This is a genomic window from Streptomyces sp. NPDC042201 (genome assembly GCF_055582185.1).
This window is the reverse complement of the sequence record NZ_JBVJDS010000018.1, coordinates 38460-62563: the sequence shown is the minus strand read 5'-3', so window position 1 is coordinate 62563 and position 24104 is coordinate 38460. Positions and strand designations below refer to the sequence as shown.

General features: G+C 70.9%; 28 protein-coding genes. 9 read left to right on the top strand and 19 right to left on the bottom strand.

Annotated features, from left to right (window positions below):
* Window positions 1-3 precede the first annotated feature (3 nt).
* Both ACZ6MZ_RS31805 and ACZ6MZ_RS31800 read left to right on the top strand, forming a co-directional pair.
* Window positions 4-969 carry an ATP-binding cassette domain-containing protein gene (locus tag ACZ6MZ_RS31805; RefSeq protein ID WP_469355927.1) on the top strand — a complete coding sequence of 322 codons (966 nt, stop codon included), beginning with the start codon at window positions 4-6 and terminating at the stop codon, window positions 967-969.
* Window positions 970-1033: 64 nt separating this feature from the next.
* Window positions 1034-1777, top strand: coding sequence for an ABC transporter permease (locus ACZ6MZ_RS31800; RefSeq protein WP_469355985.1), 744 nt, complete (start codon window positions 1034-1036; stop codon window positions 1775-1777).
* Window positions 1778-1870: 93 nt separating this feature from the next.
* On the opposite strand, the gene ACZ6MZ_RS31795 is transcribed toward ACZ6MZ_RS31800, so the two are convergent.
* The 3 genes from ACZ6MZ_RS31795 to ACZ6MZ_RS31785 all read right to left on the bottom strand — a co-directional run bounded on the left by ACZ6MZ_RS31795 (window position 1871) and on the right by ACZ6MZ_RS31785 (window position 4894).
* The gene (locus tag ACZ6MZ_RS31795) at window positions 1871-3124 is read right to left on the bottom strand and encodes a GNAT family N-acetyltransferase (protein WP_469355925.1); all 1254 of its coding nucleotides are present in this window, start codon (window positions 3122-3124) and stop codon (window positions 1871-1873) included.
* 117 nt (window positions 3125-3241) lie between these two features.
* Window positions 3242-4204: an asparaginase gene (locus ACZ6MZ_RS31790; protein ID WP_389787025.1), complete on the bottom strand. Its 963-nt coding sequence runs from the start codon at window positions 4202-4204 to the stop codon at window positions 3242-3244.
* Between the two features lie 63 nt (window positions 4205-4267).
* A complete protein-coding gene (locus tag ACZ6MZ_RS31785; protein ID WP_384185229.1) occupies window positions 4268-4894 on the bottom strand; it encodes an RsiG family protein in 627 nt (208 codons plus the stop codon).
* 167 nt (window positions 4895-5061) lie between these two features.
* On the opposite strand from ACZ6MZ_RS31785, the gene dtd reads away from it, so the two are divergent.
* The gene (gene dtd, locus ACZ6MZ_RS31780) at window positions 5062-5499 is read left to right on the top strand and encodes a D-aminoacyl-tRNA deacylase (RefSeq protein WP_384185225.1); all 438 of its coding nucleotides are present in this window, start codon (window positions 5062-5064) and stop codon (window positions 5497-5499) included.
* 183 nt (window positions 5500-5682) lie between these two features.
* Here the strand turns inward: dtd and ygfZ are convergent, their stop codons facing one another.
* The 6 genes from ygfZ to ACZ6MZ_RS31750 all read right to left on the bottom strand — a co-directional run bounded on the left by ygfZ (window position 5683) and on the right by ACZ6MZ_RS31750 (window position 10660).
* Window positions 5683-6663, bottom strand: a complete 981-nt coding sequence (gene ygfZ, locus ACZ6MZ_RS31775) for a CAF17-like 4Fe-4S cluster assembly/insertion protein YgfZ (RefSeq protein WP_384185222.1) — start codon at window positions 6661-6663, stop codon at window positions 5683-5685.
* A gap of 10 nt (window positions 6664-6673) precedes the next feature.
* The gene (locus ACZ6MZ_RS31770) at window positions 6674-7111 is read right to left on the bottom strand and encodes a Fur family transcriptional regulator (RefSeq protein WP_469355922.1); all 438 of its coding nucleotides are present in this window, start codon (window positions 7109-7111) and stop codon (window positions 6674-6676) included.
* A 22-nt stretch (window positions 7112-7133) separates the two neighbouring features.
* Window positions 7134-7706 carry a heme-binding beta-barrel domain-containing protein gene (locus tag ACZ6MZ_RS31765; RefSeq protein WP_469355921.1) on the bottom strand — a complete coding sequence of 191 codons (573 nt, stop codon included), beginning with the start codon at window positions 7704-7706 and terminating at the stop codon, window positions 7134-7136.
* A gap of 322 nt (window positions 7707-8028) precedes the next feature.
* Window positions 8029-9015, bottom strand: coding sequence for a hypothetical protein (locus ACZ6MZ_RS31760; protein WP_469355919.1), 987 nt, complete (start codon window positions 9013-9015; stop codon window positions 8029-8031).
* On the bottom strand, window positions 9012-9896 hold the full coding sequence (locus tag ACZ6MZ_RS31755) for a hypothetical protein (protein WP_469355918.1): 885 nt from the start codon (window positions 9894-9896) through the stop codon (window positions 9012-9014). The genes ACZ6MZ_RS31760 and ACZ6MZ_RS31755 overlap by 4 nt, the downstream gene beginning before the upstream one ends.
* Entirely contained in the window at window positions 9893-10660 is a 768-nt protein-coding gene (locus tag ACZ6MZ_RS31750; protein WP_389787013.1) for a hypothetical protein, read from the bottom strand. The genes ACZ6MZ_RS31755 and ACZ6MZ_RS31750 overlap by 4 nt, the downstream gene beginning before the upstream one ends.
* Window positions 10661-10792: 132 nt before the next feature.
* Between ACZ6MZ_RS31750 and ACZ6MZ_RS31745 the strand changes: the two genes are divergently transcribed.
* Window positions 10793-11161: a DsrE family protein gene (locus ACZ6MZ_RS31745; RefSeq protein ID WP_384185206.1), complete on the top strand. Its 369-nt coding sequence runs from the start codon at window positions 10793-10795 to the stop codon at window positions 11159-11161.
* A 50-nt stretch (window positions 11162-11211) separates the two neighbouring features.
* Here ACZ6MZ_RS31745 and ACZ6MZ_RS31740 read toward each other — a convergent pair whose 3' ends face one another.
* From ACZ6MZ_RS31740 to ACZ6MZ_RS31705, 8 genes are all read right to left on the bottom strand, one after another.
* Window positions 11212-11526 (bottom strand): DUF3099 domain-containing protein, encoded by a 315-nt coding sequence (locus ACZ6MZ_RS31740; RefSeq protein WP_469355915.1) that lies wholly within the window; start codon window positions 11524-11526, stop codon window positions 11212-11214.
* A 122-nt stretch (window positions 11527-11648) separates the two neighbouring features.
* Complete coding sequence (locus ACZ6MZ_RS31735; RefSeq protein ID WP_014047432.1) at window positions 11649-11936, bottom strand: DUF1416 domain-containing protein; 288 nt, start codon at window positions 11934-11936, stop codon at window positions 11649-11651.
* Window positions 11937-11965: 29 nt separating this feature from the next.
* The gene (locus ACZ6MZ_RS31730; RefSeq protein WP_469355913.1) at window positions 11966-12805 is read right to left on the bottom strand and encodes a sulfurtransferase; all 840 of its coding nucleotides are present in this window, start codon (window positions 12803-12805) and stop codon (window positions 11966-11968) included.
* Between the two features lie 135 nt (window positions 12806-12940).
* Window positions 12941-13021: a putative leader peptide gene (locus ACZ6MZ_RS31725; RefSeq protein WP_350203226.1), complete on the bottom strand. Its 81-nt coding sequence runs from the start codon at window positions 13019-13021 to the stop codon at window positions 12941-12943.
* A gap of 269 nt (window positions 13022-13290) precedes the next feature.
* The gene (locus ACZ6MZ_RS31720) at window positions 13291-14040 is read right to left on the bottom strand and encodes an LmeA family phospholipid-binding protein (RefSeq protein WP_469355911.1); all 750 of its coding nucleotides are present in this window, start codon (window positions 14038-14040) and stop codon (window positions 13291-13293) included.
* Window positions 14041-14244: 204 nt separating this feature from the next.
* Complete coding sequence (locus tag ACZ6MZ_RS31715) at window positions 14245-15549, bottom strand: hypothetical protein (protein WP_469355909.1); 1305 nt, start codon at window positions 15547-15549, stop codon at window positions 14245-14247.
* A gap of 10 nt (window positions 15550-15559) precedes the next feature.
* Window positions 15560-15814, bottom strand: a complete 255-nt coding sequence (locus ACZ6MZ_RS31710; RefSeq protein ID WP_383914363.1) for a MoaD/ThiS family protein — start codon at window positions 15812-15814, stop codon at window positions 15560-15562.
* Window positions 15815-15939: 125 nt separating this feature from the next.
* Window positions 15940-16812, bottom strand: coding sequence for an alpha/beta hydrolase (locus ACZ6MZ_RS31705; RefSeq protein WP_469355908.1), 873 nt, complete (start codon window positions 16810-16812; stop codon window positions 15940-15942).
* A 276-nt stretch (window positions 16813-17088) separates the two neighbouring features.
* On the opposite strand from ACZ6MZ_RS31705, the gene ACZ6MZ_RS31700 reads away from it, so the two are divergent.
* Window positions 17089-17928 (top strand): winged helix-turn-helix transcriptional regulator, encoded by an 840-nt coding sequence (locus ACZ6MZ_RS31700; protein ID WP_384336696.1) that lies wholly within the window; start codon window positions 17089-17091, stop codon window positions 17926-17928.
* A gap of 24 nt (window positions 17929-17952) precedes the next feature.
* Window positions 17953-18975, top strand: a complete 1023-nt coding sequence (locus ACZ6MZ_RS31695) for a LacI family DNA-binding transcriptional regulator (RefSeq protein WP_389787004.1) — start codon at window positions 17953-17955, stop codon at window positions 18973-18975.
* A gap of 39 nt (window positions 18976-19014) precedes the next feature.
* Here ACZ6MZ_RS31695 and ACZ6MZ_RS31690 read toward each other — a convergent pair whose 3' ends face one another.
* A complete protein-coding gene (locus ACZ6MZ_RS31690; RefSeq protein WP_469355906.1) occupies window positions 19015-19557 on the bottom strand; it encodes a GntR family transcriptional regulator in 543 nt (180 codons plus the stop codon).
* 132 nt (window positions 19558-19689) lie between these two features.
* Between ACZ6MZ_RS31690 and ACZ6MZ_RS31685 the strand changes: the two genes are divergently transcribed.
* From ACZ6MZ_RS31685 to ACZ6MZ_RS31675, 3 genes are all read left to right on the top strand, one after another.
* Window positions 19690-20739 (top strand): S1C family serine protease, encoded by a 1050-nt coding sequence (locus tag ACZ6MZ_RS31685; protein ID WP_469355904.1) that lies wholly within the window; start codon window positions 19690-19692, stop codon window positions 20737-20739.
* 111 nt (window positions 20740-20850) lie between these two features.
* Window positions 20851-21645, top strand: a complete 795-nt coding sequence (locus ACZ6MZ_RS31680) for a response regulator transcription factor (protein ID WP_469355902.1) — start codon at window positions 20851-20853, stop codon at window positions 21643-21645.
* Window positions 21642-23054: a sensor histidine kinase gene (locus ACZ6MZ_RS31675; protein ID WP_469355900.1), complete on the top strand. Its 1413-nt coding sequence runs from the start codon at window positions 21642-21644 to the stop codon at window positions 23052-23054. Before ACZ6MZ_RS31680 ends, ACZ6MZ_RS31675 begins: the two co-directional genes overlap by 4 nt.
* A gap of 80 nt (window positions 23055-23134) precedes the next feature.
* Here ACZ6MZ_RS31675 and ACZ6MZ_RS31670 read toward each other — a convergent pair whose 3' ends face one another.
* The gene (locus tag ACZ6MZ_RS31670) at window positions 23135-24061 is read right to left on the bottom strand and encodes a phosphatidylinositol-specific phospholipase C (protein ID WP_469355898.1); all 927 of its coding nucleotides are present in this window, start codon (window positions 24059-24061) and stop codon (window positions 23135-23137) included.
* Window positions 24062-24104 lie beyond the last annotated feature (43 nt).

Sequence of the window (24104 nt, the reverse complement as noted above, 5' to 3'; positions counted from 1 at the left end):
GCCATGACCACACAACCGGCCATCGAGGCCACCGGCCTCGAAAAGTCCTACGGAAGCGGAAAAGCGCGGGTGAGAGTCCTGCGCGGGATCGATCTCCGCGTCGAACGCGGCAGCGTCTTCTCCCTCCTCGGCCCCAACGGCGCGGGGAAGACGACCACCGTACGGATCCTCGCCACGCTCACCACCGCGGACAGCGGCTCCGCCCGGGTCGCCGGGTACGACGTCGCCGCCGACCGGAGCCGGGTGCGGGGCGCCATCAGCCTGACCGGACAGTTCGCGGCCGTCGACGAGAAGCAGACCGGCGAGGAGAACCTCCGCATGATGGGCCGCCTCGGCGGACTGTCCAGGACCGGCGCCCACCGCCGCGCCGCCGAACTCCTTGACCGCTTCGACCTCGCCGCCGCGGGCCGCCGCCTGGCCGGCACCTACTCCGGTGGCATGCGGCGCCGCCTCGACCTCGCCGCGGGCCTGGTCGGGAACCCCGAGGTTGTCTTCCTCGACGAGCCGACGAGCGGCCTCGACCCGCGCAGCCGCCAAGAGCTCTGGCAGGTCGTACGGGACCTCTCCGCGCAGGGCGCCACGGTCTTCCTGACCACCCAATACCTGGAAGAGGCAGACCAGTTGGCCGACCGGATCGCGGTCGTCGATCACGGCCGGCTGGTCGCGGAGGGCACGGCGGACGAGCTGAAGAGGCAGGTCGCGGGCCACCGGCTCGATCTCGTACTCACGGACGCGGCGGCCTATCTGCGCCTCGCGTCCCGGGCCGTGCACCACTCCCCCGAGACCCTCACCCTCGGCCTGCCGACCGACGGAAGCGCCGCCCATGTACGCGCCCTGCTCGACGAGATCGACCCGGACGGTACGGACGTGACGCGCTTCGCCGTCCACAGCGCCACGCTCGACGACGTCTTCCTCGTGCTGACAGGCGAGCGCCGCGGGGACACCACGAAGGAGCCCACCCATGTCTGATGTCTCCGCCGTCCCTGCCCCCTCTGCCGTCTCCGGCGTCACAGGCGTATCCGGCGTGTCCGGCATGTCTCAGGCGCTCACGATGGCCGGCCGCAGCATCCGCCTCAGCCGGCGCAACACCGACGCCGTCATCACCTCGATGATGCTGCCGATCATGCTGATGCTGATCTTCGTCTACTTCTTCGGCGGGGCCATCGACACCGGTACGGAGTACGTGACCTACGTCGTCCCCGGCGTCCTGCTCCTCTGCGCCGGCTTCGGCTCCTCCACCACCGCGGTGAGCGTCAGCGAGGACATGAAGGGCGGCATCATCGACCGCTTCCGCTCGGTGGACATCGGCAGCGGTCCCATCCTCGCCGGACACGTCACCGCGAGCGCCGCCCGCAATCTCGTCTCCACGGCGCTCGTCCTCGGCGTCGCCTTCCTGATCGGCTTCCGCCCCTCGACGACCCCGGCCGCCGCACTCGCGGCGGCGGGCATCCTGTTCGCCTTCATCGTCGCGATCTCCTGGCTCTCGGCGGTGGCCGGACTGCTCGCGAAGTCCCCCGAGGCGGCGGGCGGGTTCACCTTCTTCATGATGTTCCTGCCCTACCCGAGCAGCGCCTTCGTCCCCATCGACACCATGCCCGGCTGGCTCCACGGCTTCGCCGACCACCAGCCGGTCACTCCGGTGATCGAGTCCCTCCGCGGCCTGCTCCTGGGCATGCCGGTGGGCTCCACACCCTGGGTCGCACTCGCCTGGTGCGCCGGGATCCTGGCCGTGGCGCTGGGAATGTCCGGCGTGCTGTTCCGGATCCGGACGGCGTGAGCGCACGGCGGACGGCGGACGGCGGACGGCGGACGGCGGACGGCGGACGGCGGACGGCGGACGGCGTGAACGGCGACCGGACCGCGTGAGCGCTCAGAAGGTGTCCGGGCACCAAGGGCGGCGCGGCGTACGGAAGAGCGCGTCCGCGACCGCCGCGGCGCCCGGCCGCTCCTCCGTCACGGTGCCCAGCGCCACCAGCCGTGCCACCGATTCGTCGCCCAGGTACAGCGTGCCCAATTCCCTTACGTCCAGGGCGAGACCGGGCGCGTCCGTGGTCGGGGTGCAGGTGGCACCCGCCGGCGAGGCGTCGAGGCGGAAGCGGCCGCCCGCCAGGCCGGCGCCGTCGTGGATCTCCAGGACCATGGCGCCGGGGACGGCGTACGTACGGGCCTCCAGGGCCCGTACGGTGTCGAGGATCCGCACCCACAGGAAGTCGGCCTGCGTCACGATCCGCGCCGCGCGGGGGTCGGGAAGCAACTGGGGCAGCAGATCGTCCGGGGCACGGTATCCCGACCTGACCGTCGTGATCCAGTCGATCGAGCAGACGAAGTGCCACAGGGCGCGCTCCGCGGCCGGGGTCACCGCGGTCAGCCATCGCACGGACGCGGTGTTCATCGGCTGCTTGCCGTCGCCCCACACGCTGTCGGCGGTGTAGGAGACCAGCCCCTCGACCTCGCCCGCCGCCGAACGGTACGCGGCGTGGAAGGGCTCGGTCCGGGAGAGGTCGGTGGGCGCCCGGCCGGTGCTCCGCTGCCACCAGCGCTCGTCGCGGTTGATCGCACCGGGCTGGAGCACCCGGAACCGGTCATGGAACTCGGCGCCGAGTTCGGGTACGTCCGCGATGTCGACCAGGTCGATCCGGCCGCCGCGGTCCGGGCCCGCCCAGCGCGGGTCGAGGCCCGCCCGCGTCACATCGACCGTCCACTCGGTGGTCCAGGTAGCGGGGCCGAAGCCGTACCTCCCGTAGATCGGGTACTCCGCCGAGATCAGCGTGGCGACGGCGTCACCGCGCTCCTTCGCGACCGCCAGATCCGCGGCCATCAGCCGGCTGAGCAGCCCGCGCCTGCGGTGCGTGGGCGACACGGTCACATTGGAGATCCCGTCCGCGCTCAGCACAGCGCCGCCCGGCACCGTGAGCTCCTGGGCGAGGGACCGGAAGGTCGCGACACAGCGGCCGTGGTCGAACGCCCCCCACGTACGGTTCAGATCGGTGGAGGCGAGCCGGTACGCCAGCACCTGGTCCGAGGTGACGGGCGGGCGCAGAAAACCGGTGTCCAGCGCGCGGGTCCAGTCGGGAAACTCGGATGCGGTGATGGTACGGACCTCAAGGCTCCTGGTCATGGTCATCACGCTATGCCGTGCCCGGGCCCGGCCGCACGCGCGTTTTCCACCCGCGCCACCTGCCCCACTGGATCGCCGAACGCCGCGCCCCGAGCCCCCACCACAGTGCCAACCCCACCACTCTCAGAACGCCGCGCGAACCCCGCCGACCTCCACGCCGCCGCCCAGCAGCGGCGCCCGCCCGATCCGGAACAGCGCCTCGGCCTCGACACCCAGCAGTTGGAGCGCACGCGCCAGCACCGGGCCCAGCGCCCGCACCCCGCCGTCGTCGATCTTGAACGCCAGCGCACGGCCGTCCGCCAGGGCCACCGCCTGGACGCCCTCCGCGCCCATCTTGGAGAGCGTGCCCGGCACCTCGCTCATCAGCCAGGTGTCGATACGGCGCGTGCCCGCCACGTACTCGGGGTGCTCGCGCATCGCGTCCGCCACCCGCCGCTCCGCCGTACCCGGCGCGGCGAGCACGAAGTGGCGGAAGGAACGGGCGAGTCCGGTGAGGGTGAGCGCCATCAGCGGGGCGCCGCAGCCGTCCGTACCGATCGCGGAAACCCGCTCCCCCGCCGCCTCCTCGACCACCATGCGGACGAGCTTCTGCAGCGGATGGGCCGGGTCCAGATAGCTGTCCTTGGGCCAGCCGTTCAAGGCGCAGGCCGCCAGCATCGCCGTGTGCTTGCCCGAGCAGTTCATGACGACCCGGTCGCGCACCCCGCCACCCGCGAGATACGACTCCGCCTCGACCCGGTCCAGCGGAAGATCCGGCGGTGTTCTGAGGTCGTCGGCCGTCAGCCCGTGCTCGGCGAGCATCTCGCGTACGAGAGCGAGGTGGAAGCCCTCGCCCGAGTGGCTCGCGGCCGCCAGCGCCAGCCGCTCCCCCGACAGACCCAGACCGGCCCGCAGCACGGCTGCCGCCTGCATCGGCTTGTTGCTGGAGCGGGGGAAGACGGGGACCTCGGGATCGCCGAGCTCCAGTTCCACACTGCCGTCGGCCGCGAGGAGCACCAGCGTCCCGCGGTGCAGGCCCTCGACGAATCCGGACCGTACGACCTCCGCGAGAACCGGAGACACGGCGGCGCTACCTGAGGTCATCATCAGCCTTCCGGGGCGGGACGACCCGCTCCGGAAGGCATCAGCGGCATAGGGCGTGTCCGGCCGTTACGTGAGCAGGTCGTCTACTTGTGCTTCACCTTCACGGTACCTGCGGGTGATCTCGGCGCTGCAATCGTCGACGGTCCGTTGCAGCTGGTGACGGCGGCGCGAGATCTGCTGCTCATTGCCGACCAGCCGTGCCATCGCCGAGCCCAGCTCCTCGTCCGTACGGGCCTCCAGGTCCGACAGCTCCACCTCGGCGAGCGTCTCCGCGGCCAGCTGCCGGTACTCCTCGCCGCGCGGCGTGGAGAGCGTGACATGGCGGGCGGAGGAGCGGTGCCGCGAAGGGGCGTCGGTGAGAATCTCGGAGAGCCGGTGGACCACCGGCGTCTCGGGGGCGGTACGGCGGGCCAGCTCGGCCCGCAGGATGTCGATACGCCCCTGGAGCAGCCGGCGCAGATAGCTGAGATCGGCCTCGTCGCGCTGCGAGTCACGGCGCAGCGTGCGCAGCTCGGGCAGTTCCAGCACCCCGAAGTCGTACGGCCTGGGCGCGGGCAGCGACCCCTCGGCGCCGAGTCGCTGGACGGGTGGCCGCTTCCCCGCGGGGCCCGCCGCGGCGCCGCTGCCGGTTCCGCTGGTCGTACGGGTCGTCGGTACGGGTCCGGGCGGTTGCCCGGCGCCAGATGTGGTCATCGCGTGTACTTCCCCTCACTCCGCTGGGGAGACCCCGTCCCTCGCTCCGCTGGGAACCCCCATCCCTCGACCGGTGCGCGAACGCACCGCCTCCGTGCATGGTGCCACTCCCGCACCCGCGCAGGGGGGCACTCTGCACCCGTTCGGCCCCCGATAGGTTGGTCTGTATGCGTGCAGTGGTGCAGAGGGTCGACGGCGCGAGCGTCGTCGCCGTGACGGAGTCCGGGACCGAAACCGTCGGGGAGATCATCGGGGAGGGGCTGTGTGTACTGGTGGGAGTCACCCACGAGGACACGAAGGAACAGGCCGAGCGGCTCGCCCGCAAGCTCTGGTCGATACGGATGCTGGCGGACGAGAAGTCCTGTTCAGAGGTGAACGCCCCGCTCCTGGTGATTTCGCAGTTCACTCTCTACGGGGACGCCCGCAAGGGACGCCGCCCCACCTGGAACGCGGCCGCGCCGGGCCCGGTGGCCGAGCCGCTGGTCGACGAGGTGGTGGCGCGGCTGCGCGCGCTGGGGGCGCATGTGGAGACGGGCCGGTTCGGAGCGGACATGCGCGTCTCGCTCACGAATCACGGCCCGTTCACGGTGCTGCTGGACATGTGACGCGCGCGTCCCGGGCCAGTCGCGTTCTGGGTCGGTCGCTCCCGGGCCAGTCGCGTCCTGTGCCGGTCGCTCCCGGGCCGGTCGCGTCCTGTGCCGGTCGCTCCCGGGCCGGTCGCGTCCTGTGCCGGTCGCGTCCAGGCTCGTCGGGTTCCGGCCGGTCGCGTCCCGCCCGGGCCTGGTCTCTCAGGCCTCCACGACCACTTCCTGCGCCGCCGCCGTGTCCCCCGCCAGCAGTTCCGCGTCCAGCGGCACATTGCGCTTGACCAGAGCCAGCGCGATCGGCCCCAGCTCGTGGTGGCGGGCCGAGGTGGTGATGAAGCCCAGCTGGCGCCCCTCGGCGCCGTCCGCCGCGAGACGGACCGGGGTGCCGTGGCCCGGCAGATGGACGTCGCTGCCGTCCAGATGCAGGAAGACCAGCCGGCGCGGCGGCTTCCCCAGATTGTGGACGCGCGCCACCGTCTCCTGGCCGCGGTAGCAGCCCTTCTCCAGATGGACCGCCGTGCCGATCCAGCCCAGCTCGTGCGGGATGGTGCGGTGGTCGGTCTCGAAGCCGAGGCGCGGCCGGTGGCCCTCGATGCGCAGGGCCTCGTACGCGAGGATCCCGGCGAGCGGGCCGTGCGCCGTGGCGTACGACTCCAGGTCGGCGCGGGGCAGGAAGACGTCCCGGCCGTACGGGGTCTCCCGTACGACGACGCCCTCGGGCGCCTCGGTGATGGAGCCGGCCGGCAGATGGACGACCGCGAAATCGTCCGTACGGTCCGCGACCTCGACCTGGTAGAAGAACTTCATCGACTCCAGATAGCCGATGAGCGCCTCCTGCGTCCCCGGCTCGACATGCGCCCAGACCGTCTCGCCGTCGTCCACGAGATACAGGGCGTGTTCGATGTGGCCGTGCGCGGAGAGGACCAGTGCCTCGGTGGCCTGTCCGGCGGGCAGCTCGCTGACATGCTGCGTGAGCAGCAGATGCAGCCAGCTCAGCCGGTCGGGGCCGGTGACGGTGATGACCGCGCGGTGCGAGAGGTCGACGAGACCGGCGCCCTCGGCGAGGGCGCGCTGTTCACGGAACAGGTCGCCGTAGTGCGCGGCGACACCTTCGTCCTGGCCTTCGGCGGCGACGGCTCCGGGCTGGGAAAGCAGAGGGCTGATCGTTGAATGTCGCTGCATACCGATCAGCCTACGACTCGCCGTTCACCGCGCGGGCGGTGCAGCTCCCGCAGCGGCCGAAGATGGCGAAGTGCTTCATGTCCGTCGTGAAGTCGAAGGTCTCGCGCAGCTTGGCGGTGAACTCCGCGGCGATCTCGATATCGGCCTCGATGACATTCGTACAGTCCCGGCAGACCAGGTGGATGTGGTGGTGGCGGTCGGCCAGGTGGTACGTCGGGGCGCCGTGCCCGAGATGGGCGTGGGAGACCAGCCCCAGCTCCTCCAGCAGCTCCAGCGTCCGGTAGACGGTGGAGATGTTCACCCCGGAGGCGGTCCTGCGCACCTCGCCGAGGATGTCGTCCGGAGTCCCGTGTTCCAGGGAGTCGACGGCTTCGAGGACAAGCTGGCGCTGCGGGGTCAGCCGGTAGCCGCGCTGCCGCAGATCGCTCTTCCAGTCGGTGCTCACCACGCCCCCAGTGTAGGCAGGCGGCCTACTTGAAGAAGGCGATTCCGTCGTCCGGGAGGTCACCGAGGTCCTTGGCCCATGCCGCGACCTGATCCGGGGAGACGACCTTCTTCAGATGCGCCGACATGTACGGCCGCAGCGGGACCTCCGGGGTGGACTTCTCGCCCACCCACATCAGGTCGCTCTTCACATAGCCGTAGAGCCGCTTGCCACCGCTGTACGGACCGGAGGCCGCGGTACGTGCCACCGCGTCGGTCACCAGGTCGATCTGCGGCTTCTGGGCGGCCAGCTCGCCGTACCAGACCTCCACGACGCCCTGGTCGCGGACCATCACGACCTCGACCTTGCGGTCCTTGTCGATCCGCCAGTAGCCGGCCTCGGACTCGATCGGCCTGATCTTCTTGCCGTCGGCGTCGAGCACCCAGGTGTGCGAGACGTACTCGATGAAGTCCCTGCCGTCATGGCTGAAGGTGACTTCCTGGCCGAAGTTGGCCTTCTCGTCACCGGGGAAGTCGAAGACGCCGACGCCCTCCCACTTGCCGAGGAGAAAAAAGAGGGGGACAAGGTCCGGGTGCAGGTCGGACGGAATCTCGATCATGAGAGCAGCTCAGGCGATCTGTAGGGGTTGAGGTGACCGGCGTGACGGACTGGCGCTGGCCCTGGTACTAGCGCTGGCCCTGGTACAGCTTCTTCACGGTCAGACCGGCGAAGGCGAGCGTGCCGACACAGACGAGGACCAGCAGGGAAGTGAAGAAAGCCTCAAGCACGGGGTGCTCCTCGGATGAGCGGGATGAGCGGTAAGGGCCGGGCCCCAGCCTAATGGGTGGGAGCCCGGCCCTCTCGGTGAGGTGCTCGCGGGCGCTTGCCGCCCCTCCGCGGGCCCTCTCCGTCGCTTCCGGCCGCTTCCGGCCGCTTCCCGCTCAGCCGAGCAGCTGGTTCTGCAGGGTCAGCGTCTGATGGAAGGCGACACGGGACGCGCCGCCCTTCTTCTCGTGCACGACCAGCGCGAGGGTGTCACCGGCCAGGACGTACGCCTGACGGACCTGCGTCGCGCCGTACGGCTTGGGCTCCGTGAAGACATACGTCGAGGTCTCCGGTACGCCCCCGGAAGAGGACGCCGGCCAGCTCTCGTCCAGCTCGGTCGTGGGAGCGCCGGCCAGCGGGGCGCCCGCGGTCAGCCCGGCGAGGATCCCCCTGTCCTTGAAATCCTCCGCCAACGCGACCGACTGGAAACGCAGCAGGTAGACGCGTGAGGTCGTGCCGTCCGGCATGGTCCAGCCGCGGGCCGCGATATGGCGTACGGCCTCGTCGCGCAGGCCCTGCCGCAGATCGGAACGCCTGTCCTCGGCGTACTCGGACAGATACTGGTCGGTGCTCACCCAGCCACCGGTCAGCTTCTTGTCGGCGGTCGCTCCTGCGGGGGCGGGCAGCAGCAGCTCGCGCAGGTCGGCGTGGTGGATCTCCGCCGCGTTGCCCTCGGTGAAGGGGCGCGGTGAGCCGGCCGGCAGGGCGGGCAGGGAGAGCCGCGGATACTCCCAGCGGCCGTCGCTCTGGGTGGCGAGCCCGGGTACGTCGGTGCGCTCCATCGCGCTGATGCCGTAGGCCGTGCCGGTGCCGAGGCCGCCGCAGACGAGCACGGCGACGGTCCAGCGGGCGACCGCGCGCAGCACCCGGCGGGGCGGCCGGGGCTGCTGGGGCATCAGCGGCGGCTGGAGGGGTGCGTGGGGAAGACCGGCGGGCGGTGCCTGCCACGGGTTGTCCGACGGCGGCATGGCGGACGGCACGGCGGGCGGCTGCTCGGGCGGCGGCGGCACGGCAGATGCCGCGGGTGCGGGCGCGGGCGTGGGCTCCGGCGCAGGCGTGGGCGTGGGCGTGGGCTCCGCCGGAGGGGTGGTCTGCTCGGTCATACGTACTTCCCCGGGGATGCGATGTGGCCGAGCTGATCCTTCATCAGTTCGGCTACGGCGGACGAGTCGAACGGCTTCGAGCCGTGCGCGATGACGTTGACGGTCAGCTCACCGTCGTACGCCACGCACTCCATCGCTTCGAGATCGACCTTGCTGTCCTTGGGCGCCAGGAAGCACTTGGCCTTCTTGTGGCCCTCGACGGCCGGTCCCTTGCGGGCGCCGGGACGCTGCGACTGCGTCTTGTACCAGTTGTGGACGGCCTCGCGGTCCGTCATCCGTACGAGATAGACCTCGACGACGAGATCGTTCGCGTCGGCGGTGTACGAGCGCGCGGCGAGGCCCTTGATGCCGAGCTTGTCGATCTCCTTGTTCAGCGCGCGGCGCAGCTTGCCCGAGAGGCCTTCGCCGACGGACTTCATGAGCGCCGTCGCCTGCTTGGAGGTCAGCTCACCGTCGTTGCCGAACTCGGCCGTGTCGGGGCCGAGGCGGTAGCCCTCGGGCACCGGCAGCAGCTTCCGGCTGAGATCGGTGTTCGTACGGCCCTTGCCGATGTCCCCGGCCGGATCCTTGCCCGGCTTGGCGTCCGTCTTCTTCCACACGGTGGTGGGAGCGGTCTTGTCGGCCGCGTCGACGGTGGTCTTGGTGTACGCGATCCCGCCACCGATGGCCCCGAGGACGAGGACGGCGGGCAGTACGGTGCCGAGGAGCCGGCGCGCGAGAGTGCCGCGCGGGGCGGCCGGGGCCACGGGCGTGGGCTCTCCTGCGGGCGTGGGCTCTTCCGCAGGTGTGGGCTCTTCCGCGGGCGGCTGTTCCGTCGTCAGCTCCTGCGCCTGACCGGCCGTCGGCTCCTGCGGCGTCGGGGTGTTCGGGTCGTCGTTCACAGGCGCTCCAGCTGCCGCTCGGCCAGCGTCCGGATGTCCTTCTTGCTGATCGGCTTGACGTCGAAAATGTTGATGTCGACCATGACGTCGCCCCGCTGGGCGATGGCACGGGCCCGGTAGAGCGGCATGTAGCCCGCCTCCCGCTTGACCTTGTACAAGTAGTAATGGCCGTTGCCGCTGCCCTTGATCGGCTCGCCGTTGTTACCGGCGCCGTCCTCCGCGTCCGGCATGTAGGAGTGCTGGCTGTCCGCGTGATCGAAGGCGCCCAGGCCCGAGTTGGCCCGGAACTGGACGAGCGAGATGTTCGTGTCGCGGTACTGGCCCTGTGTCCAGGCCACGGCCGCGACCCGGCGCAGATCGGTCCCCGCCAGCTCCTCGAACATGTAGTCCTCGCTCTCGAAGTCGAGGGCATAGGAGTTGAGCGAGACCCATCCGTCATTGATCCAGGGCGTCTCGGTCTTCCGTGCGCCGGAGGGCTTGGCGACCAGCAGCTTGCGCAGATCACCGTCCGTCTTGACCCGGCCGTCCTCCTTGGCGGAGAGCGGCTCCACGCCCTTCCCCTTGGGCAGGGACTTGGCGGGATACGCCAGGCCCGGCTGGGACAGGGCCGCCAGCGGCGTCGGCGGGCGATCGGCCTGGATCGTATAGCCGGTGGCGATCCCACCGACGATCCCGAGCACCGCGGCCGCGGCGATGATCAGCGTCGTACGGCCACGTCTGCGCGGCGGCCGGGCCGCGGCCGGCTGAGGCTCCGGAAAGCCCACCGGCTCCGGAGATGGCTGAGTTTCCAAAAAAGTCCCCCCACGAGACCTGAGGCGCAGATTCCGTTACCTGCGCACACACCTGACCCATGAGAGGAGGGGGTGGTTGTACCGCGGCGGATTACAGTTCGGCATATGCAATCGGCGAAGAAGCTCGTGATCAAAGTGACCGCCGGGGCCGACGCTCCCGAGCGGTGCTCCCAGGCCTTCACGGTGGCGGCGGTCGCCGTGGCCAGCGGGGTGGAGGTCTCGCTGTGGCTGACGGGTGAGTCGGCGTGGTTCGCGCTGCCGGGCCGCGCGGCGGAATTCGACCTGCCGCATTCGGCTCCGCTGCCGGATCTCATCGAGTCGATCCAGGCCGGGGGCCGGATCACGCTGTGCACGCAGTGCGCCGCCCGCCGCGACATCGCCGAGAAGGACGTGCTCGACGGGGTGCGTATCGCCGGCGCGCAGGTCTTCGTCAGCGAGATCATGGCGGACGGCGTCCAGGCACTCGTCTACTGATCCCGCCACGGATCCGGACTCGCGCCACGGATCCCGGCTACAGACCCCGGCTACAGATCCCGGTGGCGGTGTTCATCGGTGGGCGGCTGAGGCGGCCGGGGCGGCGGCTGGGGGCGCTTCTTGCCGTCCAGCTCGTCCCACCACTCGTCGGACTTGGGGTCTCCCGACGGATCGTCCCACCAGCGGTCGTCCTTGCCGCGCGCATTGCCTACCATGGCCGCGATCGGCGGAATGACCATGGCCACCACGCACAGCGCCACCGCGGCCGGGACCGACCAGAGCCGCACGTATGCCCACGCGGAGATGAAGAGGAAGAGGCATCCGCTCATCAGCACGAAATAACGGCGACGGCGTCGCGTGTACATGCCTCCAGCGTACGACTTTCCCGGCCCCCGGCACCCGCCCCCGGACGGCGCGAAGGGCCGCACCCCTTCCAGTGAGCGTCCAACCCCCTGGGGTGCGGCCCTTCGGCCGGTGAGAAACGGACTCAGACCGCGATGGCGACCTCGGAGAGGCCTCCGGTCTGGGCGACGACCGTGCGGTCCGCCGTGCCGCCGGGGACGAGCGCGCGGAGCGTCCAGGTGCCCTCGGCCGCGTAGAAGCGGAACTGTCCGGTCGCCGAGGTCGGGACCTCCGCGGTGAACTCGCCGGTCGAGTCCAGCAGGCGTACGTAACCGGTGACGGGCTCGCCGTCACGGGTCACGGAACCCTGGATGGTGGTCTCACCGGGCTTGATCGTCGAAGCGTCGGGGCCACCGGCCTGTGCTCCACACATACTGTTCAGTCCTCCAGGTCGGGGCGTGATTACTTGTTGGCGCCGAGCTCGATCGGCACACCGACGAGCGAGCCGTACTCGGTCCACGAGCCGTCGTAGTTCTTGACGTTGTCGACACCGAGCAGCTCGTGCAGCACGAACCAGGTCAGCGCGGAGCGCTCACCGATGCGGCAGTACGCGATGGTGTCCTTCGCCAGGTCGACCTGCTCGTCGGCGTAGAGCTCCTTGAGCTCGTCGTCCGACTTGAAGGTGCCGTCGTCGTTGGCGTTCTTGGACCACGGGATGTTGCGGGCGGACGGGATGTGGCCCGGACGCTGCGACTGCTCCTGCGGGAGGTGCGCCGGAGCGAGCAGCTTGCCGCTGAACTCGTCGGGCGAGCGCACGTCGACCAGGTTCTGCGTGCCGATCGCGGCGACCGCGTCGTCACGGTAGGCGCGGATCGAGGTGTCCTGGGCCTTGGCCTGGTACGAGGTGGCGGCGCGCTCCGGGACGGCCTCGACCAGGTCGCGGGAGTCGAGCTCCCACTTCTTGCGGCCGCCGTCGAGCAGCTTGACGGAGTCGTGCCCGTACAGCTTGAAGTACCAGTAGGCGTAGGACGCGAACCAGTTGTTGTTGCCGCCGTAGAGGACGACGGTGTCGTCGTTGGCGATGCCCTTGGCCGACAGGAGCTTCTCGAAGCCCTCCTGGTCGACGAAGTCACGGCGGACGGGGTCCTGGAGGTCGGACTTCCAGTCGATCCTGACGGCGTTCTTGATGTGGTTCTTGTCGTAGGCCGAGGTGTCCTCGTCGACCTCGACGATGACAACCTTCGGGTCGTCGATGTGGGCCTCGACCCAGTCGGCGTCTACCAGGACGTCACTGCGGCTCATTCTGTTCTCCTCCGGGGCAGTATGCGGCGGGATGATGCGGGGGCGGCTTCCTGGCACGGCAGGAGGCCTGCGTACGTCGCGGGGTGGCCCTGAGATACTCGAAGGGCCGGGAAAAACGGGACGCGAAAGTCCCGCTCAGACAGTGCGACAGAGCATGGCGGCGACGCGGCACAGGTCTACTGCCCGCCGCTTCGTGAGGTCCGCCTGTCGCTTCATACGTCCGATCGTAGGGACGTCCCGGCGAACATGTCACCGGTGTGTCGCATGGTGAGACGCGATCATCCACGAGGTGAGACGAAAGTATGGTCGGCCCGGTATTCACCGGCCGTACGCGTGTCCCCGCCCCGCATTCCAGCTGCGGAACGGACGCCGCCGTCTCACCATCCGGCCGTACGGCGTCCCGAGCTACGGAATCGCCCCGTTTCCGCGCGACTTTCCCCGCCTCTTTCCGCCGCCCGGAACCGTCCGTGGCGCGGTGGGTCGCCTCAGCCCGCGAGCGAGACGTCCGTCCCCGTGCCGGAGAAGCGGAGACCGTCCTTGCCCGCGACGACCTTGTCGAGCTTGATGCTCGACGGCAGCCCGTCGATCTTGAGGTCGTAGTTGATCAGGTCCCGCACCTGGTCGTTCAGACCCGGCACCGGCAGCTCGGGAAGCGACTCGGCCCGCAGCCGGACCGTGTCCGCGCCGTCCAGCGTCACCGAGCTGTACGCGGTGACGTTCCGGCCCTCCAGCAGGACCTTGACGGTGGCGGGCACCTCGATGCCCGCGCCCTCCAGCACGTCCGCCAGCGGGCCGGAGACCTTGACCTGCCCCTTGGCGGCCCGGTCAGGTCCCGCGTAGCCGACGGTCGCGCCCTTAGGCGCGGACTGGGCCAGATCCGCGTACGAGATGTGTGCCGAGCCGCTCGCCCGCGCGGCGGTCGCGGACGAGAAACTGCTGTTGATCTTGACGTCCCTGAGCTCGGCCTTGACCTCGCTCACCCGGACCGCGTGGCCGTCCGCGCTGGCGCTGACACCGTCGAGGCTGATGTCGACCTCGTCCAGCGAGGATGCCAGCACCTGGGTCAGGAACGGAAAGCCCTTGATGGAGACCTCGGGCGGGGAGCTCAGCCCCTGGCTCGACCTGACCTTCTCGGCGACCTGCCCCTCGGCGAAGTACACCGCCGCCCGGTCGGCGGCGACGAACAGCCCGCCGAGGACCACGACGAGTATCAGCAGTATTCGCAGTGCGCGCATTGCTCGGTGTCCCCACCCTGGTCGTTCCGGCCCCCTGACGACCGTGAGCGTAACGCCAGTGGGGATGCCGCGTGGCGGAGTGATCGACGTTCGGCGGAGGCGTACGGTTCCCGGCCCCCGCCGTGCTCCCGGTCACCACGCGGGTCGCGGCGCCGGTCTAAGCGCCGTTCGGAGCGCCGACCGAAGCCCCGATCGGAGCGCCGGTCAGGACAGCACGCGGCCCAGCAGACAGACGGCGGGCGCGGCGGCCGTGAGCGGCAGCGCCACCCCGGCCGTCATGTGCACGAAGCGGGACGGATAGTCGTAGCTCGCCGCCCGCAGCCCGATCAGCGCGCAGACGCCCGCGCCCAACCCCAGCAGCGCGCCCTGGGCACCGAGGTCCGTCAGCCCGCCGGCCACGAACCCGGCGCCCGCGCCGGCCAGCAGGGCGACGACGAAGGACACGATCCCCGGCAGCGGCAGCGCACGTGCCACCGTCGTCGCCGCGACCGCCAGCGCGCCGACGACCACCGCGTCCGGCACGGCCGCCAGATGTCCGGTGGCGAGGATGGCGAGCGCCGCGGAGGCGACGGTGGCCATCAGGCCCTGCATCCGCTCGTCGGCGCCGGCGCGGCTGCGCAGTTGCAGGACGACGGTGAGCAGCACCCACACGCCGAGTGTGCCGATGATCGCGGCGGGGCCGTTCTCCTCGCCGACGGCGAGCAGGGCGATATCGGCGGCGATCCCGCCGAGGAAGGCGAGCGCGATGCCCTGCCTGGCCGGCCACATCCCGTTCAGCCGGAACCAGCCGGCCGCGGTGACGGCCTGGAGCAGGACGAGCGGGACGAGCAGCGCGTAAGGACCGATGGCCGCGCCCCCGGCCAGCAGCAGGCCCAGCACGGCGGTCAGCCCGGCCGGCTGCATGCCCGGCGGGATGATCGGCGACCGGCCCTCGGCGCGGGCGCGCTGGGCGTCGGTGATGCGGGCGTTGCCCATGGTGGTGGGCGCGTTGTACCCGTCGACGGGGGCGGCGGCCTGCGCGGCGGCCGGCGCCGGGGCTTCGTACGGAGGCTCGTGCGACGCGGTCACGGGGGCCGGTACCTCCGGGGGCAGCGGATAGGCGCCCTGCGGCGGCAGATACGCGGCGGGGGCGGCGGCGGACCGCTGCCCGTGCTGGGCCGGGGCCTGGCCCTGGGGCTGGGACGGCTGCTGCTGGTACGGCACCTGCTGCGGCTGCTGCTGGTACGGCACCTGCTGCCCCGGCTGGAACTGCACCTGGGGCTGGTACTGGGTGTCCCAGGTCTGGCCCTCCCAGGTCTGCGCACCGGCGTCCTGGTGACCCTGTCCCGAGTGCGCGGGCTCGGACCAGCCCTGGGACGCGCCCGCGTCCTGGTACGCGTCGTAGGGCGACGGCTGCTGCGGCCGCCCGTACTGGTCGTACCGGCCCTGCTGCTCGCCCTGCTGACTCTGCCGGCCCTGCTGACCGTGGTCCCCGTGCTGACCGTACGGATACTGCTGATCGTTGCTCATGCTGTGCGGTTCACCCTCCTGCGAACGGCGGGAGCACCTCGACCGTGCCGCCCTCGGCAAGCCGTACGGTCTCATGGCCACGGGTTCCCACAGGGTCACCGTCGACGAGGAACGAACACCTCTGGAGTACGCGGACCAGCTCGCCCGGGTGCCTCACCCGCGCGGCGTCCAGCGCGCCGGCCAGATTCTCCGCGTCGTACGGCTCCTCCGCGATCCCCGCCGCGGCCTTGGCCGCGGCCCAGTAGCGGATCGTGCCCGCTGCCATAGCCGCACTCCTTTCGTCGGCTCCCATGATGGCCGACGCCCCGCGCGGCCCGGAGACCCCCCGGGTCCTCTGTGCCCTCCGTGCCCTCCGTGCCCTCTGAGCCGTATCAGGCCCTCTGTGCCGCGTCAGGCCGTCCGTGGAGCGTCGGGGGCCGCCGGACGCGGCCGCGCCGCCGCGTCCACCAGCCAGTCCGCGAGACGGGCCAGCAGCGGCTCGTCCGCGGCGTTCTCCGCATGGCCCATGCCCGGCTCCAGCCACAGCTCCGCCGCTCCGGCCGCGGCCAGCATGCGCGGATGGTCCAGCGGGAAGTACGGGTCGCGCTCGCCGTGCACGACGAGCAGCGGCGTCGGCGCTATCAGCGGGACCGACTCGACCGGCGAGAGCGGCACCGGATCCCAGTCCCGGTCATGGATGCGGGTACGGAATCCGTACCGCCCGACGAACCGTCCGGTGGGGCGGGTCACGACCCAGTGCAGGCGCCGCATCGGAGCCGTACCCCGGTAGTACCAGCGCGCGGGGGCGCTCACGGACGCCACCGCGTCGGTTCGCGCCTCTGTGCGCCCCCTGTGCAACGCCGCGTGACGCAGCGCCACCGAGCCGCCCATGGAGAACCCCACCGTCGCCACACCCGGATGGCCCAGGGAGCGCGCCCATTCCACCGCCGCCGCCGGATCGAGGACCTCACGGTCCCCGACCGTGGAGCGGCCACCCGAGCGGCCGTGCCCGCGGAACGAGAACGTGACGACGGCCGCACGCTGCGCGAAGACCCTCGCGGCCCGTCGTACGGCGGGCCGGTCCACCGATCCGGTGAAGCCGTGGGCGACCGCGATCGCGGTGCCGCCGGCCGCCGGGGAATTCCCCGCGAAACCCGCCGTACACGGCTCGTACACCGCCTCGACAAGGACGCCGTCCGCGGTCCTCAGCACCCGGCGCAGGGCGCCCGGTGAGAAAGTGGAAATGGGTGATCTGCGGGATTGACCCTCTGACGCGGAGCACATGTGGGTTATTCTGCTGCGAAGAGGATCCGGGCACCGTAGCCCCCGGGTCCTTTTGTGTTTCCCGTCCGTTGTTACAGACAGATGACACAGACGGAAGACACAGACAGAAGGAACAGAAGGTAAACGCGGACCCCTGGGACGGGGCCCCGTAAGCATCACCGCAGTACAGCAGTGCAAGCAGTGCCGCATACGTCCTCGCAGGGACCGAGGAGGAACCGACGTAATGGGCAAGCGAACCGTGTACGACCACAGCCCCACCCAGGCAGGTGAGCGGCGATGAGTTCTCTGCTGCTCCTGACCAATGCCCTCCAGCCCTCGACGGAGGTGCTTCCCGCGCTCGGGCTGTTGCTCCACAACGTGCGGGTGGCCCCCGCCGAAGGGCCCGCTCTCGTCGACACCCCTGGTGCCGACGTCATTCTGATCGACGGCCGGCGCGACCTCCCCCAGGTGCGGTCGCTCTGCCAGCTGCTGCGGTCCACCGGACCCGGCTGCCCACTGCTCCTCGTCGTCACGGAGGGCGGCCTCGCGGCCGTCACCGCGGACTGGGGCATCGACGACGTGCTGCTCGACACGGCGGGTCCTGCCGAGGTCGAGGCACGGCTGCGGCTCGCGATGGGCCGCCAGCAGATCTCGACCGACGACTCCCCGATGGAGATCCGTAACGGCGATCTGTCGGTCGACGAGGCAACGTACAGCGCGAAGCTCAAGGGACGGGTCCTCGACCTGACCTTCAAGGAATTCGAGCTGCTCAAGTACCTCGCCCAGCACCCGGGACGGGTCTTCACCCGGGCCCAGCTGCTCCAGGAGGTCTGGGGCTACGACTATTTCGGCGGTACGCGGACGGTCGACGTCCACGTACGGCGGCTGCGCGCCAAGCTCGGCCCCGAGCACGAGTCTCTGATCGGGACCGTACGGAACGTCGGCTACCGCTTCGTCACCCCGGAGAAGCCCGACCGGGGCGCCGAGGAGGCCAAGGCGAAGGCCGTCTCCGGGCCGCACCGTACGGACCCCCGGCAGGACGCCCGGCCGGAGAATGCCGAGCAGCCGGAGGACGACCGGACGGCCGCCGGACTGGACGCGGCACACGAAGCCGCCGGGCGGCCTACCAAGCGGTAGATCACCACGCGTAGACTGCCGCGCGTGGCCAAGGTGACGCGGGACGATGTCGCACGACTGGCGGGTACGTCGACCGCTGTTGTCAGCTATGTCATCAACAATGGACCCCGGCCGGTCGCACCGGCCACGCGCGAGCGGGTGGTCGCCGCGATCACGGAGCTGGGCTACCGGCCCGACCGGGTCGCTCAGGCGATGGCTTCGCGGCGGACCGACCTCATAGGGATGGTTGTGCCCGACGCCAGGCAGCCGTTCTTCGCGGAGATGGCGCACGCGGTCGAACAGGCCGCGGCCGAGCGCGGGAAAATGGTCCTCGTCGGCAACTCGGACTACCGCGACGAGCGCGAGGTCCATTACCTGCGGGCCTTCCTCGGCATGCGGGTCTCGGGGCTGATCCTGGTCAGCCAGGGTCCGAGCGAGCGCGCGGCCGCCGAGATCGAGGCCTGGGACGCCCGGGTCGTGCTGCTGCACGAGCGGCCCGAGGCGATCGACGACGTCGCTGTCGTCACGGACGACATCGGCGGCGCCCAGCTCGCCACCCGCCATCTGCTGGAGCACGGCCATCCGTACGTCGCCTGCCTCGGCGGAGTCGAGTCCACGCCGTCGGTGGGCGACCCGGTGTCCGACCACGTCGAGGGCTGGCGGCGCGGAATGCTGGAGTCCGGGCGGTCGGTGGAGGGCCGCCTCTTCCAGGCCCCGTACAACCGCTACGACGCCTATCTCGTCGCGCTGGAACTGCTCGCGGGCCCCGACAGGCCCCCGGCGATCTTCTGCTCCACCGACGACCAGGCGATCGGCGTACTGCGGGCCGCGCGCGAACTGCGGCTCGATGTCCCGGGCGAGCTGGCGGTGGCCGGCTTCGACAACGTCAAGGAAGCCGGCCTCACGGACCCCCCGCTGACCACGGTCTCCTCCGACCGGCCGGCGATGGCCCGGGCGGCGGTGGACCTGGTGCTGGACGAAGGCCTGCGAGTGGCGGGCTCACGCCGGGAACGGGTGAAGCAGTTCCCGTCCGCACTGATCGTGCGCAGGTCGTGCGGCTGCGAATAGGTCCTGTCCGGCCGGTCTTCGTGGGCCGGGGCACGATCGTCATCCGATCCTCATCTCGTAGCGCAGCCGCTGCCGGTGTGCGGGCATGGTCATCTTGTCGAGCTGGATGGGCCGGTCCTCCAGGTCGAGAGTGACGCGGGTCAGGCGAAGCACCGGCTCGCCGGGCTCGATGCGCAGGGCTTCGCGCTCTTCCTCGCCGGGCGTCCGGGCGGACACCTCCTCCCGGACGCGTACACCGACGTACCCCAGCTCGGCGAGGAGCGTGACGGCTCCGCCGGGGATCTTCGCCGTCCCGGCGAGACGCGTGCCGCGCGCGATGGACGTGGGGTAGTACGTGTCCGTCAGCTCACAGGGCAGGTCCTCCAGGAACATCACCCGCCTCCGCACCACGACCGCCTCGCCCGGGGCGAGCTCCAACAGTGCCGCCACCTCGTCCGACGCCGCCATCTCGCCCGCGCCGACGATTCGCTGCCCGCCCCGCCGCCCTCGATCGGCCAGCTCCTGTCCCCACGCGTCGGGTTGGCCCTCACCGCGCGGTGTCAGATACGGCATCGAAGTGCTGACCCATTCGCCGGCGCTCATGACGTCCTCCTGTGCTGCTGGTCTGGTCTTTATCTGGTCTGGTCTCGTCTTTATATGGGGCATACGCGGTTTTGTTGCCCTTCTCAGGGCGTCCTCAGGCTGTTCTCATGCGCGGCGCCGACAGTCGTTTCCATGACCGACTACTACCGCGGCAGCGGCGACGCAGACAGCACGCAGCAGCACCCCACCCAGGGGTTCCAGGGCTCGGCGTACCCGCCGCCGCCCCCGTACGGTCCCAGCATTCCCGCGGCGCCGGCCACCTCGCACCGTCGCGCCAAGCGGCCGGTGGCGCTGCTGGCCGCCGTGGCCCTCGCCGCCGCGGTCATCGGTGGCGGGTCGGCCGTGCTGGTCGGGCAGTACGCCGACAACGGTACGAGCAGTGGTGGCGCCGTCGTCAGCGGGACGACCGTCTCGCAGAGCAGCAAGGGCACCGTCGCCGGTGTCGCCGCGGCCCTCTCCCCCGCCATCGTGGAGATCAACGCGACCGCCAACGCCGGCGAGTCCACCGGCTCCGGCGTGATCATCACTTCCGACGGCGAGATCGTCACCAACAACCATGTGATCGCCGGGGCCTCGTCGATAAAGGTCCAGCTCAGCACCGGCAAGACCTACACCGCGCAGGTTGTTGGCACCGACGCGGACAAGGACCTCGCGCTGATCAAGCTGGAGGGCGCGAGCGGCCTCAAGACGGCCACGCTCGGCAACTCCGACCAGGTGAGGGTCGGCGACCAGGTCGTGGCGATCGGCTCGCCCGAGGGCCTGACCGGCACTGTCACCAGCGGCATCATCTCGGCCCTCGACCGGGATGTCACCGTGGCCAAGGACCAGGACCAGGGACAGCAGCAGCAACAGCAGCAGGGCCAGGGTGGCTGGCCGTTCGAGTTCGGCGGGCAGCAGTTCAACGGCGACACCGGGTCCTCGAAGACCACGTACAAGGCGCTCCAGACCGACGCCTCGCTCAACCCGGGCAACTCCGGTGGCGCGCTGATCAATATGAACGGTGAGATCATCGGCATCAACTCCGCGATGTACGCGCCGAGTTCGGCGGCCGCCGGCGCCGGATCCAGCGCGGGCAGCGTCGGTCTGGGCTTCGCCATCCCGGTCAACACCGTCAAGGCGGACCTCTCCGCTCTCCGCTCCGGCGGCAACAACAGCGCCGGCAACAGCGGCAGCAACAGCTGATCCGACGCGTGCCGCGCGCCGCCGCACCGGGGCCGTGCGACGCTGATAGCACCGGAGCACCACTGGCGCACCGGCTCACCCGTTCCGCCGAGCTGACGAGGTAGAAGCGACATGAGTCCCGCCGAAGGCGATCCCCAGCGGATCCTGATCGTCGACGACGAGCCCGCCGTGCGCGAGGCCCTCCAGCGGAGTCTCGCCTTCGACGGATACGGGACAGAGGTCGCCGTCGACGGTCTCGACGCCCTCACCAAGGCCGCGGCCTACGACCCGGATCTGATCGTCCTCGACATCCAGATGCCGCGGATGGACGGCCTGACCGCGGCCCGCCGGCTCCGGGCCGGCGGATCGAAGGTACCGATCCTGATGCTGACCGCCCGCGACACGGTCGGCGACCGGGTCACCGGACTGGACGCGGGCGCCGACGACTACCTGGTCAAGCCCTTCGAGCTGGACGAACTCTTCGCCCGGATCCGCGCGCTGCTGCGCCGCAGTTCCTACGCGACGGCGACCGGTCACCCGCCCGAGGACGACGTCCTCGCCTTCGCCGATCTGCGGATGGACCTCACGACCCGCGAAGTCACCCGCGGCAACCGGCGGGTGGAGCTGACCCGTACCGAATTCACTCTGCTCGAAATGTTCCTGGCGCACCCCCGGCAGGTGCTGACCCGGGAGCAGATCCTCAAGGCCGTCTGGGGCTTCGACTTCGAGCCGAGCTCCAACTCCCTCGATGTGTACGTGATGTATCTGCGCCGGAAGACGGAGAGCGGCGGCGAAGCACGGCTGGTGCACACGGTGCGGGGCGTGGGGTACGCGCTGCGCTCCGACGCGGGAACCGGCGGGACCGGCGGGACGGGCGGCAGCGGCGGCAGCGGCGTCGGGGCGGGCGGAAGCGGAGGCCCGGAGTGACCGGTCCGGTCAGCCGCTTCCGTACGCTGCCGCTCCGGTCCCGGCTCGCGCTGCTGGTCGCCACGGCGGTCGCGGTCGCCGTCGCCGCGGCGGCCGTCACCTGCTGGCTGCTGACCCGTGCCCAGCTCCGGAGCGAGCTGGACAACTCACTTCAGAACACGTCCGTCCTGGGCGCCGAGGTGCAGGCGGCGCTGCGCAACTGCGCCACGGGCAGCAACCCCGAGACGACGACCACCACCGCGTACCTCTTCATCCAGGTGGTCGACACCAACGGCAACCGCTGCGTCTTCCCCTACTCGGAGCCCGTGAAGGTCCAGGCACAGGACATCTCGGTCGCCCGGCACGTCATCGACGAGTCCCTGCACAACAGCACCACCGAGAAAGGTGCCGCGGTCCGCGTCCACACCGAACGTGTTTTCGTCGGTCCCGGCGCCCAGGCCGCCGTCTCCGTATCGCGTCCGCTCGCCGAGATCGACGCCTCCCTGAACCGGCTCGCCCTGCTGCTCACCGCCGTCGCGGGCCTCGGCGTCGTCGGGGCGGGCGCGGCCGGGCTCTGGGTCGCCAGGGCGGGGCTGCGGCCCGTCGACGGACTGACCCTCGCGGTCGAGCATGTCGCACGGACCGAGGACCTCACCGTCCGTATCCCCGTCGAGGGCGAGGACGAGATCGCCCGGCTGTCCCGCTCCTTCAACTCCATGACCGCCGCGCTCGCCTCCTCCCGGGACCGGCAGTCGCAGCTGATCGCCGACGCCGGGCACGAGCTGCGGACCCCGCTCACCTCGCTCCGTACGAACGTCGAACTGCTCGCGCGCAGCGAGGAGACGGGCCGGGCCATCCCGCCCGACGACCGCAGGGCGCTCATGGCCTCCGTCAAGGCGCAGATGACCGAACTGGCCTCGCTCATCGGGGACCTCCAGGAACTGTCCCGCCCGGACGCCACCGACCCGGGGCCCCTCCAGGTCGTCGCGCTCCACGCCATCGTGGACAGCGCGCTGGAGCGGGCCAGACTGCGCGGCCCCGATCTCGGCATCACGGCGGCGCTGCGCCCCTGGTACGTACGGGCCGAGCCGGCCGCCCTCGAACGCGCGCTGGTCAACGTCCTCGACAACGCCGTGAAGTTCAGCCCGCCCGGCGGGTCCGTGGAGGTCGCGCTGAGCGAGCACGGCGAGCTGACCGTACGCGACCACGGCCCGGGTATCCCGGCCGAGGATCTGCCGCATGTCTTCGAACGGTTCTGGCGCTCGCCGTCGGCCCGCGCGCTGCCGGGCTCCGGTCTCGGTCTTTCGATCGTGGCCCGCACCGTCCAGCAGACGGGCGGCGAGATCGCGCTGCGCCCGGCCGCCGGCGGGGGCACGGTGGCGGCGATCCGTATCCCGGGGGCACCGACCCCGCCGCCGGAGGCTCCCTGAGCTAGGCGAGTCATTCCGAAGTCCCGTGGTCCGGAGCGCAGGGGCGACGGGGGGTGTCCCTTCCGCCGCCCCTGCCCCCGTCAGCCGTTGTGGCGGATCAGCGACTCGACCAGTCCGGCCCGGGTGGCGGGGAAGTCCAGCGGTACGATCCCCAGCCCGCGCCAGCCGCTCGCCTCCGGCCCGTCGAGGAAGGTGTGCACCTTCGGGTTGAGCTGGTCGGAGTTCCAGCGGGGCGGCAGCAGCGCGGCCGTACTGACGTAGTTGATGTACATCTTGCCGGGCTGCTGGGCGGCCTTGCGGAAGTGGGCTTCGATCTTGGGGTACTTGGCGCCGGGCTCCGCCTGGTAGTCGTCCTGGATGTCGAACAGCCCCGCGTCCCCGTACCGCACCCCGGGCAGTCCCCCGTTGTCCGCGAGCAGCACGACCCGCCCGCGCGCCTCTCCGAGGGTGGGCAGGCCGGCGTCGAGCCGGAAGAGGGAGCGCCAGCCCTTGCCGTCGAGGTAGGTATCGAAGATCCGCCGGAACTCGGCGTCGTTCTCCTCGGAGTACTCCTGCTTGACCCGCATCAGCACGGTCTCGGAGGGGTGCGCCTGGAGGAAGTCCCGGCAGGGGCGCAGCACATCGTCGAAGTTGAGGTTCTGGTAGTACGCGGCGTGGTGGATGGTGAACGCGTTCTCGAACGCCCGGCAGCGGACGTCCAGGAAGCGGATGCCGCTGTTCAACTGGTCGGCGATGCTGGTCTCCTGGCAAGCCACCCAGAGCCCGCCGACCCGCGCGCCGGAGTTGTGCGTACCGGGGATGGTCAGCCGCTGCACGGGCGTGGTGTCGGCGAAGCCGCCCATCCAGTCCTGCGGGGCGAGCGCACGGCGGGGCGCGGCGGAGGCGGGCGGCGCCGCGCCGATGAGCGCGGCGCCGGAGAGTGCGAGGGCGCCGGCGAGAAAGCCGCGGCGCGTTGCGGAGTGTGTGCCGGGATGTGTGCCGGAGTGCGTGCCGGGGTGCGGACTCATGTGGGGGGTGCCTCCGTGGCCGTGGGGGGTCAACTGGATCAGC